Annotated in this window: 17 protein-coding genes and 1 pseudogene; 9 read left to right on the top strand and 9 right to left on the bottom strand. The window is 69.3% G+C overall.

Annotated features, from left to right (window positions below):
- Both JOM49_RS34745 and JOM49_RS34740 read right to left on the bottom strand, forming a co-directional pair.
- Complete coding sequence (locus tag JOM49_RS34745) at positions 1–483, bottom strand: SRPBCC family protein (RefSeq protein WP_209668381.1); 483 nt, start codon at positions 481–483, stop codon at positions 1–3.
- Complete coding sequence (locus JOM49_RS34740) at positions 480–845, bottom strand: ArsR/SmtB family transcription factor (protein ID WP_209668380.1); 366 nt, start codon at positions 843–845, stop codon at positions 480–482. The genes JOM49_RS34745 and JOM49_RS34740 overlap by 4 nt, the downstream gene beginning before the upstream one ends.
- A gap of 21 nt (positions 846–866) precedes the next feature.
- Here JOM49_RS34740 and JOM49_RS34735 point away from each other — a divergent pair, with 21 nt between their 5' ends.
- The 4 genes from JOM49_RS34735 (at position 867) to JOM49_RS34720 (ending at position 2,937) form a co-directional block, all read left to right on the top strand.
- Positions 867–1,163 carry a hypothetical protein gene (locus tag JOM49_RS34735; RefSeq protein ID WP_209668379.1) on the top strand — a complete coding sequence of 99 codons (297 nt, stop codon included), beginning with the start codon at positions 867–869 and terminating at the stop codon, positions 1,161–1,163.
- A gap of 2 nt (positions 1,164–1,165) precedes the next feature.
- Positions 1,166–1,621, top strand: a complete 456-nt coding sequence (locus JOM49_RS34730; protein ID WP_209668378.1) for a hypothetical protein — start codon at positions 1,166–1,168, stop codon at positions 1,619–1,621.
- Positions 1,591–1,941 carry an Asp23/Gls24 family envelope stress response protein gene (locus tag JOM49_RS34725; RefSeq protein ID WP_209668377.1) on the top strand — a complete coding sequence of 117 codons (351 nt, stop codon included), beginning with the start codon at positions 1,591–1,593 and terminating at the stop codon, positions 1,939–1,941. Before JOM49_RS34730 ends, JOM49_RS34725 begins: the two co-directional genes overlap by 31 nt.
- Before the next feature lie 69 nt (positions 1,942–2,010).
- The gene (locus JOM49_RS34720) at positions 2,011–2,937 is read left to right on the top strand and encodes an SMP-30/gluconolactonase/LRE family protein (RefSeq protein ID WP_209668376.1); all 927 of its coding nucleotides are present in this window, start codon (positions 2,011–2,013) and stop codon (positions 2,935–2,937) included.
- 125 nt (positions 2,938–3,062) lie between these two features.
- Here the strand turns inward: JOM49_RS34720 and JOM49_RS34715 are convergent, their stop codons facing one another.
- Positions 3,063–4,994: an APC family permease gene (locus JOM49_RS34715; RefSeq protein WP_245371347.1), complete on the bottom strand. Its 1,932-nt coding sequence runs from the start codon at positions 4,992–4,994 to the stop codon at positions 3,063–3,065.
- Positions 4,995–5,250: 256 nt separating this feature from the next.
- On the opposite strand from JOM49_RS34715, the gene JOM49_RS34710 reads away from it, so the two are divergent.
- The 3 genes from JOM49_RS34710 (at position 5,251) to JOM49_RS34700 (ending at position 8,289) form a co-directional block, all read left to right on the top strand.
- Positions 5,251–5,877, top strand: coding sequence for an NAD(P)-binding protein (locus JOM49_RS34710; protein WP_209668374.1), 627 nt, complete (start codon positions 5,251–5,253; stop codon positions 5,875–5,877).
- Positions 5,878–6,046: 169 nt separating this feature from the next.
- Positions 6,047–6,883, top strand: a complete 837-nt coding sequence (locus JOM49_RS34705) for a DUF4097 family beta strand repeat-containing protein (protein WP_209668373.1) — start codon at positions 6,047–6,049, stop codon at positions 6,881–6,883.
- A 62-nt stretch (positions 6,884–6,945) separates the two neighbouring features.
- Positions 6,946–8,289 (top strand): serine hydrolase domain-containing protein, encoded by a 1,344-nt coding sequence (locus JOM49_RS34700; RefSeq protein WP_209668372.1) that lies wholly within the window; start codon positions 6,946–6,948, stop codon positions 8,287–8,289.
- A 473-nt stretch (positions 8,290–8,762) separates the two neighbouring features.
- Here JOM49_RS34700 and JOM49_RS34695 read toward each other — a convergent pair whose 3' ends face one another.
- A complete protein-coding gene (locus JOM49_RS34695; protein WP_209668371.1) occupies positions 8,763–9,266 on the bottom strand; it encodes a DinB family protein in 504 nt (167 codons plus the stop codon).
- 89 nt (positions 9,267–9,355) lie between these two features.
- Between JOM49_RS34695 and JOM49_RS34690 the strand changes: the two genes are divergently transcribed.
- Together JOM49_RS34690 and JOM49_RS34685 are read left to right on the top strand one after the other, a co-directional pair.
- Positions 9,356–10,102, top strand: a complete 747-nt coding sequence (locus JOM49_RS34690; RefSeq protein ID WP_209668370.1) for a hypothetical protein — start codon at positions 9,356–9,358, stop codon at positions 10,100–10,102.
- A gap of 273 nt (positions 10,103–10,375) precedes the next feature.
- A pseudogene (locus JOM49_RS34685) lies at positions 10,376–10,948 on the top strand (DUF4394 domain-containing protein); the annotation flags it as partial.
- Between the two features lie 408 nt (positions 10,949–11,356).
- Here JOM49_RS34685 and JOM49_RS34680 read toward each other — a convergent pair.
- The 5 genes from JOM49_RS34680 to JOM49_RS34660 all read right to left on the bottom strand — a co-directional run bounded on the left by JOM49_RS34680 (position 11,357) and on the right by JOM49_RS34660 (position 15,445).
- Complete coding sequence (locus tag JOM49_RS34680) at positions 11,357–11,866, bottom strand: hypothetical protein (RefSeq protein WP_209668369.1); 510 nt, start codon at positions 11,864–11,866, stop codon at positions 11,357–11,359.
- Positions 11,867–12,346: 480 nt separating this feature from the next.
- A complete protein-coding gene (locus JOM49_RS34675; protein WP_209668368.1) occupies positions 12,347–13,021 on the bottom strand; it encodes a phosphonatase-like hydrolase in 675 nt (224 codons plus the stop codon).
- The gene (phnE, locus tag JOM49_RS34670) at positions 13,018–13,848 is read right to left on the bottom strand and encodes a phosphonate ABC transporter, permease protein PhnE (protein ID WP_209668367.1); all 831 of its coding nucleotides are present in this window, start codon (positions 13,846–13,848) and stop codon (positions 13,018–13,020) included. The genes JOM49_RS34675 and phnE overlap by 4 nt, the downstream gene beginning before the upstream one ends.
- Positions 13,845–14,549, bottom strand: a complete 705-nt coding sequence (locus tag JOM49_RS34665; protein WP_209668366.1) for a phosphonate ABC transporter ATP-binding protein — start codon at positions 14,547–14,549, stop codon at positions 13,845–13,847. The genes phnE and JOM49_RS34665 overlap by 4 nt, the downstream gene beginning before the upstream one ends.
- Complete coding sequence (locus JOM49_RS34660) at positions 14,549–15,445, bottom strand: phosphate/phosphite/phosphonate ABC transporter substrate-binding protein (protein WP_245369571.1); 897 nt, start codon at positions 15,443–15,445, stop codon at positions 14,549–14,551. The genes JOM49_RS34665 and JOM49_RS34660 overlap by 1 nt, the downstream gene beginning before the upstream one ends.
- Positions 15,446–15,457: the final 12 nt, after the last annotated feature.

The following is a 15,457-nucleotide window of genomic DNA, read 5'->3' as shown; positions in this document are numbered from 1 at the left end:
TCAGCTTTCCTTCGCGATCAGGTCGTCGAGCTTGTCGAAACCCTCGTTGACGCCGACGTCCATGCCGCTGGCCAGCATGGCGTCGCGGGTTTCGAAGTCCTGCACCACGCTCAGCACCTTCAGCCGCGTACGACCGCGCTCGAGCTCCTCGAAGGTCAGCGTCTCCAGTGCGACGCCGTCCGGCTGGCCTTCGTAGGTGAAGGTCCACACGATCCGCTCGTTCGGCCGCACCTCGTGGAAGCTGCCGAAGAAGGAGGCGAGCTCCTTGCCGTCACGGTCGTTGGCGAAAGCCCACTCGCCACCGGTCCGGGCGTCCCAACGGATGATCCTCGTGCTCACCGAGCGCGGGCCGACCCATTGCGCGTAGAGTTCGGGGTCGATGTGAGCGCGGAAGATCCGCTCGGGAGCCGCGTCGAACTCGCGGATGATCTCGATGGTCGGGGCCTTCTCGCCGGCCACGATCTCGGTTTCGTGCTTGGTCATGATGCGTCCTTCTTCCTGGCTTGTGTTTGCTTCTCGTCGGTCATCCGCTCCAGCAGGGCGTCGAGGCGCCGATAGCGCTCCTCCGCTTCCCGCCGGTAGCGCTCGATCCACTTGGTCATCAGGTCGAACACCTCCGCGTCGAGGTGGACCGGACGACGCTGGGCGTCCTTGCTGCGCGTCACCAGGCCGGCTTCTTCGAGCACCTTCACGTGCTTGGAGATCGCCTGGAGGCTCATCTCGTACGGCTCCGCCAGTTCGCCGACGGTCGCGTCCCCGCTCGCCAGCCGGGCCACCAGATCGCGCCGGGTCGGATCGGACAGCGCCGCGAACACCCGGTTGAGCCGCTCCGCGTTCTCGTCCACCATGCTTCCTCAACTCTTCGGTTGAATAAGACCGTAGTCGAGGCGTGGGCCGTAGTCAACCAGTTGGTTGAGGACGGCGGGAAATCGCGGTTCGGTGTCACCGGGCCGATGTTTCCGGTGAAGCCCTTGACTTCACCGGTGCCGACGCTCTACCGCTGCGGTGGTGCGGCCGGCCATGCGGAGCGTCTCGGGCTGAACATCTCTGGGACACAAGGAGTTCTCGAAGGTGGGCAGGCTATCAAGATCATCGGCACGCCCCGGCCATGGCGCGGTCTGCTCGCCCTCTCTCTCGAAGTCTTCGCGCCCGAAAAGGGGTAACCATGTCCGACGTCGTCAACAGCATCTTCGGCCGCACGCAGTACACCGGTCAGCCCGGCAGCACGGCCGCCAAGTCGGAAACCGTTGGTACGGAACCGATCAGGTCCGCGGCCGAAACCACTCCGCTGACGGAAGACGCTGCCCGCACCGACGCCGCTGCCGACACCGAGGCCACTACCGGCACCGACGCCGCCGACGCGGACGAGGCCACTGGAACCGCCGAAGCCACCGAGGCTGCTGAAGCCGCCGACATAAACGACGTCACCGAAGCGGAAGACGCCACCGGGACCGACGCCATCGACCAGGCCAGCGAAACCGACGAGATCAACCAGATCGACGAGACCGACGCGGCCGAGTCGACCGAGGCCGTCGTCGAGCCTGTCGCGGCTTCGGCTCGGCCGCCGCAGCTACTCGCGGCAGCGCCGCGGTGGATGACGTGGTCGTCGCGAAGGTCGTGAACATGGTGGCCCGCAAGGCCGAAGGTGTGCACGACCTCGGCGAGAGCGTCTCGACCGGCATCGACGGTGACATCGCCACCATCAAGATCTCGCTGGTGGTCGAGTTCGGGCACCCGGTCAAGGCGCTCGCCGAGCAGCTGCGCGTCGACGCGAATCGGAGCCGTCGAGCAGTTCCGCGGCCTCGATGTCGAGGCGGTGGATGTTCGCGTCACCGACATCCACCTGCCGGACGCCGACTGACGCCGACGGAAAGACCAGCGGAAGGCCCTGGCCGCACCCGGGGCCTTCCGCCGAATACCACGCCCGGTTCATCCGCTTGATCCATTTCGCCGCCCCGGCGGAGACGGAAGACTCTCCTTGCCCGCAGGCCCGAGCCCATGAGGAGAAGCATGTCCCGCACCTTCGGCGCGCTCGCCGCCGTGATCCTCGGCGTTTCACTCGTGACGGCCGCACCGGCCGCCGCCGCGCCGTCACTCTCGTTCTCCACCGAATTGCCGCTGCCCAACGGATTCCAGCCCGAGGGCATCGCGATCGGCCACGCTCCCATCGCCTACTTCGGCTCACTCGCCGACGGCGACCTGTTCCGCGTCGACCTCCGCACCGGGAAGGGCGAGGTGTTCAGCCAGGGCCCCGGCACCCAGTCGGTCGGGCTGAAGGCGGACAAGCACAACCGGCTGTTCGTCGCCGGTGGCGCCGCCGGGGACGCGCGGGTGGTGGACGCGAAAACCGGAAACCTGATCAAGAGCTACAAGTTCGCCGACGCCGACACCTTCGTCAACGACGTCGTGCTCACCGACGAGGCGACGTACTTCACCGACTCCCGCAAGGCCGTGCTCTACCGCGTCCCCTTCGGCAGGCGCGGCAAGCTGCCCGACGCCCACACCACCCTTCCGCTCACCGGTGACTTCGTCGTGACGCCCGGCGCCTTCAACGCGAACGGCATCGCCGAAACCCCCGACGGGCGGTCCCTGCTCATCGTGCAGAGCGTCACCGCTCAGTTGCACCTGGTGGACAAGAAGACCGGCGAAACCGAACTGGTCGACCTCGGCGGCGAATCGCTGGTCAACGGCGACGGCCTGCTGGTCCGGGGCCGCACGCTGTACGTGGTGCAGAACCGGTCCAACGCCGTCGCCGTGTTCACCATCGCCGAGGACGGCAGCCACGCGAAGCTGCGGGAGCGGATCACCGACCCGCGCTTCGACGTGCCCACGACGGTCGCTTCCCACGGCAAGCGCCTGTACCTGCCCAACGCCAGGTTCACCACCCCGCCCACCCCGGAAACGCCCTACAACGCGGTTTCCATCCCGAAGAGCTGACCCGCGCTACAACAGCCTTTCTGGAGTCGTGCACGGTTCCATCGGGGTGTGGGAAACGGCGGCGGTCCGGTATTCCTGGTCGACGGTGTGCGCGGCCGCCGACAGCGCCGCCGCGCTTCAGCTGTTTATCCGCCGACGTGGATCCCGGGCCGGCGTTCCGGGGCCGGGTCCTGCTGTCGCAGGATTTCCCGGACCACGGGTGGGGTGTCACCGCGGCCGAGCAGGAGGTAGCGGAACAGGTGGCCGAGCGGGCTTCCTTCGGACCATTCGAAGTAGCAGTGCGGGCGCACACCGGTGGCGTCGCGCAGGGCGAGCAGGATGGCCGCGATGGCGTTCGGGACCGCCGGGCTCTGCGCGCGCAGGATCCGGTGACCGTCGACCTCGATGCCGCGCACGCTGAGCACGTCGCTGAAGTCGGAGGGATCGACCACCTCGATCTCCAGGAACAGCACGTCGGCTGAGCGGGGGACCGGGTTGATCCCGCGCTGCTCGCCTTCCTTGGCGGCGTACTCGGCCGCGTCGCCCGCTTGGCGTTTGTTGGCGATGATGTCGAGGGCGCCGTCGAAGCGCAGGGAGTCGCTGACGAATCGGCGGGCGGCGTCGTCGAATTCGATCCGGTCGGCCCGTAGCTCGGTGGTGCGGGAGATCCGGGAGATCAGCGAGACCACGATGATGCCGCCGATGAACGCCGCGGAGATCAGGATGCCGTCGGGTTTCTCGACGACGTTCGCGCCGAGTGCGTAGGACAGGACCAAAGTGAGCACGGTGAAGCCGGTGCAGGCTCGCCACTGCTTGCGGCGGGCCGCGGAGATGGTGACCGCGACCGCGCCGGAGACCATCATCGCGAGGATGCCGGTGGCGTAGGCGCCGGCCTGGGCGTTGACGTCGGCGCCGAAGATGATGGTGATCAGGACGCTGATCAGCGTGTAGACCAGGACCACCGGGCGCACGGCGCGGCCCCATTCCGGGGCCATGCCGTAGGTGGGCAGGTACCGCGGCACGATGTTGATCAGCCCGGCCATCGCCGAGGCGCCGGCGAACCACAGGATCAGGACGCTGCTGATGTCGTAGGCGGTGCCGAAGATCCCGCCGAGGTGCTCGTGGGCGAGGTAGGCCAGCGCCCGGCCGTTGGCTTCGCCGCCCTGGGCGAACTGCTCCGGCGGGATCAGCACGGTGGTGATGAAGCTGGTGCTGATCAGGTACACCGACATGATCAGCGCGGCGGTCGTGAGCAGCCGCCGGGTGTTGCGGATCCGGGCTTCCAGCCGTTCTTCCGGGGTTTTCCCGCGGGCGGCGACCAGCGGCATCATGCTCACCCCGGTTTCGAACCCGGACAGACCGAGCACCAGCAGGGGGAAGGCGATGAGCGCGGGGCCGACGAAGTCACCGCCGGAGGTCAGCGCGTCGGTCCACCGGTCGAGCGTTTCGGGGTGGGCGAACAGTTCCACCACGCCCGTGCCGACGACGATCGCGTTGAGCAGGAGGAAGATCGCCACCAGCGGGATGGCCACGCCGACCGCCTCGCTGAAGCCGAGCAGGAACACCCCGCCGAGCACGAGCAGCAAGACCACGGTGATGAGGACTTCCTGCCCGTGCAGGAAGCCGGGGATGGCGGGGTTCTCCAGCAGGTGCACGGTGGCGTCGGCGGAGGACAGCGTGATGGTGATGATCCACGACGTCGCGACGAACCCGAGCAGCACCAGCACGAACAGCTTGCCGCGCCAGAACGGCAGCAGCTTTTCGAGCATCGCCACGGATCCTTGGCCGTGCGGGCTTTCCCTGGCCACCCGCCAGTACATCGGCAGCATGCCCAGCAGGGTCAGCGCGACGATCAGCAGCGTGGCCAGCGGGGACAGCGCCCCGGCGGCCAGTGCGGCGATACCGGGCAGGTAGGACAGCGTGGAGAAGTAGTCCACGCCGGTCAGACACATCACCTTCCACCATGACTGCGGGTTGCCGTGTCCCTCGCTCTCCGGGCCGACCGGCGGCACACGGTGCTGCAGCAGCCAGCGCGCCCTGCGGCTCGCCGGCTGCGGTGCCCGGACCGGGCACTCCATCGAGGCCGGCACCGTCACCTCGTCCGTGCTGTCCACACTGCCTCCCCTGCGCTCGCTAGCGGTTCTCGTCGCCGGAGTCGATCGTTGTTGTCCCGGAATCCGGCGGAGAGCGCGCGGTCAACGCGGGTTTCTTTGCGGCATCTTTACGGCCACCGGCGAGTGCGCAAAGAGCGAGTAAAGAACCTCGCGAGGCGCTTCCGGGTGGAGTGGCTGTTTGCTCTACTCACGCCCGGACCGGCGGCCGGGGGAGATGTCGATGAGCGGCCATACCGTGGTGATCGGCTTCGGCAGTGTGGGCCTGGGCGCGACGCGCCTGCTGTTGCGGGGCGGCGTGGAACCCGGTGACGTCACTGTCGTCGATCACCATCCGCCGGCGATCGAGGAGGCGGCCGCGCTGGGTGTCCGCGCGCTGCTGGGCGACGGTGGGGACCGGTGGGTGCTGCGCCGTGCCGGGATCGGCGATGCGGCCAGTGTGGTGATCGCGGTGCAGCCCGACGCCTCCGCCGTGCTGATCACCATGGCGGTACGCGGATTGTGCGGGCCGGAGGCGGTCGTGGTCGCCGCGATCGGTGAGCACGCCCACGCGAGGTTCCTGCGCCGGTGCGGTGCGTCCGAGGTCATCGTCTTCGCCGAGACCGCCGGTGGGGCGATGGCCGCCGCCGCGCTCGGTCGCCGCACCACACCGCTCACGGAGGCGAAGACGGGCTGGACCGCGCAGTCACGGCCTGTGCAGTCTTCGGAGATCGGGCTGCGGACCGGCGAGTGCGGGCCTGCTGTCGTGGGGGTGCTGCGCAACGGCACCTGGCGGGTGGGCCCAGAGGCGGCGTCACTCCGGCTGGCGGCCGGTGACCGGGTGGTGGTCCTTCGCCGCACCAGCGAGTAGTTCACGCCGTGCGGAATGGCGCTTGCCGGGCGCCGGACTTTCGTCGAACCCGCGAACTGACACCGGCGGTGCCAGCTCGTCTGGTCGGTGTCTGAGCCGTGTCAGCTGCGTGTCCGGGCCTTCGGCGAACGTGGTCGCATCAACTCGGCAACACAGTAGGGAGAGGGTCATGGGTAGGTTCCTCACGCCGGAGCCGGTCACCGCGACGCTGACCACCGCGGGTGCCCGGGTGCGGGTCGTCGCGAGCGAGCGGCCGGACACCGTGGTGCTGGTCGAGCCCGTCGACAGTGCGAACAAGTCGGACGTGCGGGTAGCGGCGAACACCAAGGTCGGTTTCCTCGCGGGAGAGCTGTCGGTCAAGACGACCAAGTCGGGCGGCAAGAACGGCTCTGTCGTGGTCACGATCGAGATGCCGGCCGGCTCCAGGCTGGTCCTGAACACGGCGTGGACGGACGTGCACGCGGCGGGTCAGCTCGGCGACTGTGCGTTGAACGTCGCTTCGGGGCAGATCCGGCTCGATCGCATCGCCGCGCTCCAGGCGAACCTCTCGGCGGGTGGGGTCGAGATCGGGCACATCGCCGGGCCCGCCGACATCGAAGGCGGTACGGCCGCGGTGCGGATCGGCACGGTCGAAGGTGTGTTCAAGTACGCGGGTTCGACCGGGCAGGTCTGGATCGGTCACGCCATGTCCGAGGTGGAGTTCGGTGGCTCGAACGGCAGCTTCGACATCGACCGTGCCGAGGGCGGTGTCATCGCCGCAGCGGCCGACTGCCCGATCCGGATCGGCCGGATCGAGCGCGGTCAGGCGGAGCTGACGAACGCCTCGGGGGGTATCGAGGTGGGCATCGGTGTGGGCGCCGCCGCTTCGGTCGACGCCGAGAGCACGAAGGGCGTCGTGCGCAACTCCCTGCCTGTGCGGGACAACATGGGCGAGCTCGACGACAAGGTGACCCTTTACGCCCGCACCCGGCTCGACGACATCGTCCTCCACTACGCGACCGTGTGAGTTCGCCACTGTTCGCAAGATCTTCGAAACTCCGAGTACGGATTTCCAGAAGGGATTTCAGCATGGAGAAAGCGACGAACGGGACGCCGGGTAAGGGGAATCTCCGGCGCCGGACCGTGCTGGGGGGCGCGCTGGCCGCCGGTGCGCTGGCCGCCGCCGGCACCGCCTCCGCGAGTGTTTCCGGCTCCGACGGTGGTGAGCGCGGTGTCGCGCGCGGCTGGGGGAAGGTCGCCGATGCCTTCCGTGCGAACTTCGACGGCCCCGGCGAGGTCGGTGCGGCGTGCGGTGTCTACGTGAACGGCCGTCTCGTGGTCAACCTGTGGGACGGTCTCGCCGATCGCGCGACGAACCGGCCTTGGCGCAAGAACACCATCATGCAGGTAGCGTCCACGACAAAGGGCGCGACCGCGATCTGTGCCCACCTGCTGGTCCAGCGCGGTGCGCTGGACCTGGACGCCCCGGTGGTCCAGTACTGGCCGGAGTTCGGTGCGGCAGGCAAAGAAGGGATCCCGGTGCGCTGGCTGCTCTCGCACCAGGCCGGCCTACCGATCGTCGACGGGCCGCTGACCTTCGAGCAGGCCTGCGCCTGGGACCCGGTCATCCGCGCCCTCGAGGCGCAGAAGCCGCTGTGGGAGCCGGGCACCCAGCACATCTACCACGCCAACACCTACGGATTCCTCGTCGGCGAGCTCGTGCGCCGCATCACCGGCAAGTCACTCGGCACGTTCTTCGCCGACGAGGTGGCCCGTCCCCTCGGACTCAGCGCCTGGATCGGGTTACCCGGGAAACACGAGAATCGGGTGGCCGGGATCCACAACACTGCCCCGTTCAGCGTGGAGGAGTTGCTCGCCGGGCTGATCAAGGTGACCGGACTCGACAAGGACACGGTCACCGCCTGGGTCAACGCCCTGTACAGCCCAGGCTCCGTCGCGATCCGCGCCGGCGAACTCGGCGGCGCTTTCACCAGCTCCGACTACTTCACCACCCGTGCGTGGCGTGCGGCGGAATTCCCGGCCGCGAACATGGTCGCCGACGCGCACTCGATCGCCCGCATGTACGCCGCGACCGTCAGCGACGTCGACGGTGTGCGGCTGCTCAACCCCAGAACCGTGAGGGCGGCGACGGAGATCCACACCGATCGGACACCCATGCATGGACTCCCGGCAGGGTTGACCATCCCCGCCGATCGCTCCTTCAACATGTCCCTCGGGTTCTGGCGAGCCTGCCCGCCCTATCCGATGCTCAGCCCGGCATCGTTCGGCCATCCGGGCTCCGGCGGATCAGTCGGCTTCGCCGATCCCGACGCCCGTGTCGGCTTCGGCTACGTCACCAACCTCTGGAACTTCCGCCCCGATGACCCACGCGCCACCAACCTGGCCAACGCCGTCCGGGCCTGCCTCGGATGACATCGATGCCAGGAGCCCTCACGTAAGCTTTGGTGAGCTCCGAAGCGGGCCTACCGGGCAATGTCGAATCGGCGCTTTGGTCAGGGGAATGCTGTTCCACGTTCAGGCGGTGGGACTCCCTGGCCATCGACGGCCGGTGCTCGCGAGGTGGTTTTCCGCGCCGACGATGATGATGTCGCCCTGGCGCCGGGCGTGGCCGACCATGGTGACTGTCCACAGTGGTCCGGTGTCCGCCGCTCCACTCCGTCCATCATCAGTGCTGTCACCATCAAGAGCAACGGCAAGCTCAGCGCGAACAACGTGTGCGGTCCATACCTCCACCTCCGTGGCGCGAAACCTGGGGATGAGGTGTCCACGTCCGCCGTCGGTGCTCTCGTTCAGCCCTTGTTCCCGCCGTCGAGAGTCATTCCGCCGATCACTCCGGCGGCGGCGCCGACTACGGCTTCCCGGTTCAGCCGGTCCAGGTGACGCGCTCAGCTCACTTGCCGGCGGATGTCGAGCAGGTGGTGGCGCACCTCGTGGACGGTGTGCACCGCCACCCACCGAAGTGATCGCTCACGCGGTTCGGAGCTCGGATACGGATACAGGAGAGTGCGCTCCCAGTCCGGTCCCAGCCGATCGAGCACGGTGCCGAACAACCGGGCCGCGTCGAGGAGTTGGCGGGCGACATCGCCGGGGTCCTGCTCGGCGTAACCGTCGTGCTCGACCCGCTCATCCCGGCCCATCGGCGCGCAGACCGGCCGAGCGGTCCGACGCGCGGTGAGCACCCGTTCCCGCTGCACGAGCAGCACGTCCCGCACGTGACAGCCGTACTCCAATGGCGACCACACGCCAGGACGCGGCCGGGTCCGCAAGTCGCCGATCCGGTGGGCCCGCAGGATGGCCGCGACCTCGGCGACACCGTCCCTGACCGTCCGCGCGGCGGCCGGGGCGTCGTCCTCGTCGTAGGTGAAGTCGCACTCAAGACAGTGATCCACCGCGACACGCTATGCCCGAGGGCGGCCACCTGTCGAAGCTGTTGCTTCCTCGAACGGCGGAACACGCGGGTGACGGTTCTTCCTGACCGTTGAGCCTCAGCGCCCTCGGCCAGGTCGACACCAGCGTGACGGCCGACCACCCGCTGCACGCGGTGTTCAGCAAGAACGGTACACGGACCTACGTCGCCACGAACCTCAGCGACGCCAGCCGAACCGTGCGCTTCTCCGACGGCACCACGCTGGTCGTAGAGCCAGGCAAGACCGCCACCACGGGCGCGCACACATGGTCCGGCGGCAACGCCGTTCCCGGCGAACCCAACCCGCCGGTGGCCAGCCCGACGCTGCGGCTGGTCAGTCCCAGTTCCCTGACCACCGCAGGCGGCGACGGCGCCCGCGAGGACACCATCACCGCGGCCGGCGGCGGCAACCACGACGGCACGCCCACCGACGCTCGCGTCTACACCACGTGCGGCATCACCGGCACGCACGACCCGAGCAGGACGGCCCGATTCGCACTGCACGTGGACTCCGGCAACAGTGTCGCCAACGGCGTGCAGGCCCGGATTTCTTGTGACCCCACCGGTTCGGGCGCCTACACCCGATCGGAGACCTACAACTACTTCGCCACCGACCCGTTCCCAGGCCGGGAAACCTACACCCAGGCGAGTGGGCTCAGATCTCAGACGGGAGCTCCCGTCGACCTGACGGGTGGGTGCGTCAAACTGGAGGTCTGGAGCGCCATTGGTTCCAGCGCCTCGACGCTGCGCACCAGCGCCACCGCAGGCGAAGGCGCACAGTCCACGGTGGAAATTCCGTATACCGTTCGAGCCGACTGAAAGTCGACGGTCCGGACACATCCACTCCAGGACGGGTCCGGAGCACCGTGCGGGCTCAGCCGAGAATCCCCTCGCCCGGCGGGACGGGTGAGGGGACGGATCTACTCCGCTCTCTGCTCGAACTGCCTCATCGTGTTGTTCATGGGCCTGGCGGTCGCTCGCTCTCGCCGGGTTGCCAGCCGGTGAGGACCAATCCGGTACCGCTGCGGTGGCGAATGACCTCTGAAGGCATCGGCCGTCCGGCCTCGGTGCTGACCAGCGGAGCTCTACACCGTCGATGCGCGGTCGGGCAAAGCCACCGCGATCGGCGCACCCGTTCCCGTCGAGGGCAAGGCGGCCGGGTTCGACTTCAACCCCACCGTCGACCGGATCAGGCTGGTCACCGACACCGGCCAGAACCTGCGCCTGCACCCGGATACCGGCGCCGTCGCCGCGACCGACAGCACACTCGCCTACGCACCCGGCGACCAGCACACGGGTGCCCGCCCACAGGTCGCCGCCTCCGGCTACACCAACAGCGTGGCCGGAGCCACCACCACCGCCCTGTACGGGCTGGATTCGGCCAAGGACACCCTGGTGCTGCAAGGCACCAAACCCGGTGTCACCCCGCCGGTCTCGCCCAACACCGGCCAGCTCTTCACCGTCGGACGGCTCGGGGTGAACATCACCTCGGTCAACGGATTCGACATCGGCACACCGGGCTCCGCTGAGCACGCCGTCGCCGCGGTCCGCCTCGGCGGAGCACTGCCGGTCTCCGCTCTGGTCAAGGTCAACCTCACGTCCGGACGCGCGAACCTCATCGCGCCGCTGCTGACCAAGCCGGTCGGGGTCGCCTTCACCCAGTAACCGTCTCGGTGACCACCACCCCCGCCGCGCGTGTTCCGCTTCCAAGCAGGCGGTAGTTCACGCACAGCCCAGGCAGCGAAGGGGTGGTGGTTCACCTTGGCGAGTGTTCGTGGAGCCAGGCGTACCACTTCATCGTCGTAGCGAAGCCACGATCCACACTGGACTCAGGCTTACGTCCCCCATCAGAGATGATGAGAAGGTCATGGACCGTCGTGGCAACGAAGTCGCACTGGATTGCGGGGCCCTCAACGCCCGGGCGTTTCGGCGCCGCACAGGGTCCCGGTCTAGATCGCGGCGCCAGTGATGAGCTTGATCCTGGAGCGGCGGCGCGAATTCGCCTTCGCTGATACCCGCCATACGTTCACGCCGGGCGCGGCCCTCCGGGCCACCTGCCCCGGATCCGTTGGCTCATGTTCGTTCTGCGGGCGCCCTGCTCTCATCGTGCCGTGTAACCCACGTGGTGATTGTGGACAGTCCCGCGTTGAGCAGTCGCATGACCTGGGTGCTGGTCCATCCGGTCTCCGCGATGACCTCCGAGACAGTGCGGTGCTCGATGGCCATCGCCCAGACGGTGAAGCGCTGACGTGGCGGCAGCAGCGCCAGCTCGTCCATCAGCACCGCCTCGTTCAGCGCTTCGTCGAACACCCCGGTGTCGCGGTTACGGCTACGGGTACGCAACGTGTCGGCGAGCGCGCTCCGCCCGCGTCGCGCCGCGGCGAGCCGGTCGCGCCGCTCGCCGGACGGCGCCGAGACCATCTGCGGTACCAGCCGGATGCACAGCCGAGCAGCGGCCGCGGGCGATCGGCCGGTACGCCGGGCGATGCGGTACACGATGGCGATCAGCCGGTCGGGCTCGCTGACCTCCGAGGCGCCGACCCACGTCGGCTCACTGGCCGTCTGCGCTCGCTCGGTGCTCATTCGACTCCTCCGTCGAGCCGGTGTGCGGGGTGTGGTCCACGACGAGCACGGGGCAGACGCTGGTCGAACGCTTCGGCCCTGGCCGTGCTCAGCGCTGAGGTAGTCGACACGGCGCTCTCACCGCTCGCTCTGAGCACGACGGCGAAACGGATATCCAGCGGTGGTGTCCGGGGTGTCGAAGATGTGAAGTCCACCCGAGGGAAGTCACGGGTTGGGGCACGATCGGCTCCTGACCACGCTGACCCCCGCGGCGCGCGGAACCTGGTCAGCTGTCGAAGGGTGATCGTCGCGAGCGCGTGGTCTGGGCCCTCCCGGCGCGAGTTCTCTCAGCGTAACCCGGCACCGGCGGTATGGCATCCGGGCCGCTCCCGGGCTGCCGGGCGTGAGCCGACTCGTCGCGTCGGTCAGCGTGCGGCTCTCGAGTTTTCAGCCCACCGGCGGGACCGCCATCGCACCGCCACCGAGGCCAGCACGTAGGCCCTACCGCCGTGCGCGCATGGTGCCGCTACCGGTGAGGGTGGGGAGGTCGTGGACTCCGTTGAGGATGTGGGTGGCGCCGGCGGCCTGTAGTTCGCCGGCGGTCTGGGCGCCGGTCAGTACTCCGGCCACGACCCCCACTCCGGCCGCGAGCCCGGCCTTGATGTCGAGCACGGTGTCGCCGGCGGCGAGGACCTGCGCGGGGTCGGTGACTCCGGTGAGCCGCATCGCGTGGTGGATCATGTGGGGTGCGGGCCGGCCCTCGGCCACGTCTTCCGCGCACACCACGCCGTCCAGGTGGTCGCCGACCCGCCAGCCGACGGACCTGAGCAGCGGGTCGGTGACAGCGTGGTCGAACCCGGTGGTGAGGACGACCCGGACGCCCGCTTCGCGCAGGCGTTCGAGCGCCTCCGGCACGCCGGGTACCGGGGTGGGTGGATGCTCGGCGTAAGCGGCCCGCAAACGCTCGGCGAATCGGGCGTGCAGTGCCTCCACCGCGTGCGGGTCGCCGGTGAGCGCCGCCAGCGCGGCGCGTTTGTCCGCGCCCATCCAGTGGCGGATCTCCGCGTCGCCGGCCGGGGTGCCATGTTCGGCCACCACCTCGGCGAGTACGCGGTAGACCGCCCCGCCCTCGTCGATGGTGGTGCCCGCGATGTCCAGTGCCGCCAGGGTGATCACGAGGCGCTTCCCAGTCTGCGGCGCACGGCCGCGGATAGTCGGTCCACCGCGATGACGAGGACGAGGACCACGAGGATGTGGGTGAGCATCTCGTCGAACTCGAACAGCTTGATGGACTGGTTGATGAGGAACCCGATACCGCCCGCGCCGACGAGGCCGAGGACCAGCGACGAGCGCACGTTGACGTCGAAGCGGTACATCAGCAGTCCGACGAGTTGTGGTGTGACGGTCGGCAGCAGCGCGTGCGCCGCCACCTGGAGGCGGCCCGCGCCCGCCGACCGCAGTGCCTGCGACGGGCCGGGGTCGGCGTCTTCGAGCGCTTCGGCCCACAGTTTGCCCATGACACCGACGTTGTGGCAGACCAGCGCCAGCACACCGGGGAAGGGGCCGAGCCCGACCGCGGTCACGAACACCAGCGCGAACACCACGTCCGGCACCGCGCGCAGGAACGACAGCACGGCACGCGCCACCTGGTAGGCCCACCGCGCGGGCGCGGTGGGCCGTGCGGCGAGCAGGGCCAGCACCAGCGACAGCGGTACCGACAAGGTGGTGCCGAGCAGGCCGATCGACAGCGTCACGAGTGCCGCCTCGAGGCTCGGGCCGAGCACCGTCCACGAGAGGTCGGGCGGGAACGCCTCGTCGAGGAAGTCGGCCATGCCGCGCCAGCCGTCGACCAGGGCGCCGAAGGAGACTTCGGTGGCGCCCCACGCGACGACGTGCGCGGCGATCACGACCACCGTGACGACCGTGCCGGCGACGGCCACGCGGCCGCGCTTCGGCTTGCGGGGCACCGCCAACCGGGGCGGCGCCGGTGAGGTGGTGGTCATGCCGCGACCCGCTCCCGGTAGAGGTCGTCGACGGGCTGGTCCGGGGCGCCGTCCAGCACCACGTGGCCCGCGCGCAGGCCGACCAGGCGGTCGGCGTGCCGGGCCGCGAGTGCGGGCTGGTGCAGCACGGCGAGCACCGCCAGCCCTTCCGTGTGCGCCAGTTCGGCGAGCAGGGCCATGACCTGTTCCGCCGCCGCCGGGTCCAGTGCCGAGACCGGCTCGTCGGCCAAGACCACGCCTGCCCGCTGGCACAGTGCCCGTGCGATGGCGACCCGCTGCTGCTGGCCGCCGGACAGGCTGCCTGCCCGGTCGTGCGCGCGGTCGGCGAGGCCGACGCGGTCGAGGCAGGCCATCGCTTCCTCCCGCACCTCGCGCGGGAACAAGGCGGGCAGCATCGAGCGGCGCAGCGACAGCCTGCCCAGCGCACCACAGCACACGTTGTCCAGCACGCTCCTGCGGCGCACGAGGTGGATCTGCTGGAACACCATCGCGACGTCGAGCCGCCCGCGTGGACGGCCGGCGACGGTGACCGTGCCGCTCTCCGTGGGCACGAGGCCGGCCGCGGCTCGCAGCAGCGTGGACTTGCCCGAGCCGTTGGCGCCGAGCACCGTGAGCAGTTCACCGCGCACGACGGTGACGTCCACGTCGTGCAGGACGCGCCGGTCGCCGTAGCGGACGCTGATCCCGGTCAGTGCCAGCATCAGACGTCACCCTCGGTCAGCCCGAGCGTGGTGGCCAGGTCGAACAGCGGCTGGTAGGTCTTCTCGTCGACCGGCACGAGCTTGCCTGGGGGAGAGACGTCGAGCAGCGCGCCGATGTCACCGACGGCCTTCGGCGGCAGGTTGAGCAGCGCGTCGCGGACGGCCTGCTTGAACGCCGGGTCCAGGTCGCCGCGCACGGTGATCGGGTCGTTCGGGATCGGTTCGGACTTCCAGACCTGCCGGTACTTCGACGCGTCGAACGTGCCTGCCGCGGTGGCGCTGGCCTGCTGCTGGGAGTTGAGCTGGGCGGCGTCGACCTTGCCGTTCGTGAGCGCCAGCAACGCCTCCGGGTGCCCGCCCGCGTAGTCGATGCGCACGTCGGCTTCCTTCAGTCCGGCGTCCGCGATCGCCTTGCGCGGCAGGGCGTCGCCGGAGGTGGAGCCGACCGAGCCGAGCGCGAGCGTGTGGCCGCGAAGCTGCTCCACGGAGGTGATCGGCGAGTCTGCGGGCACCCAGATGCCCGCCGTGTAGGTGGACAGCGCGCCCTGCGCGTCGCCGAACGACACGATCGCTTCGGCGTCGGCCCGCTTGCTGGCGAACACGTAGCCGAGGGGGCCGAAGATCGCGATGTCCAGCCTGCCGTTCTCCATCGCGAGGACCTCGGCGGAGTAGTCCTCGGTGATCGACAGCTCCACGGAGCAGGACAGCTGCTCGGACAGCGCGTCGGCGAGGACCTTGGCGGCGGGAGTGAGCTTCTGCGGGTCCTCGAACGGTTCGACACCGAACCGGACCTCGCCGTTCGGGCAGGTCGGGGAAGCGTTCTCGGCGCTCGCGCCGCAGCCTGCGAGCACCAGCGCGGCCGACAAGGCGGCAGCGGCGAACAGGGGGATGCGCAAAGGAAGCTCCTG

The sequence above is a fragment of the Amycolatopsis magusensis genome (assembly GCF_017875555.1).
GTDB lineage: Bacteria > Actinomycetota > Actinomycetes > Mycobacteriales > Pseudonocardiaceae > Amycolatopsis > Amycolatopsis magusensis.
Note: the sequence above shows the minus strand (reverse complement) of the source record. Positions and strands in the feature narration are given on the sequence as shown.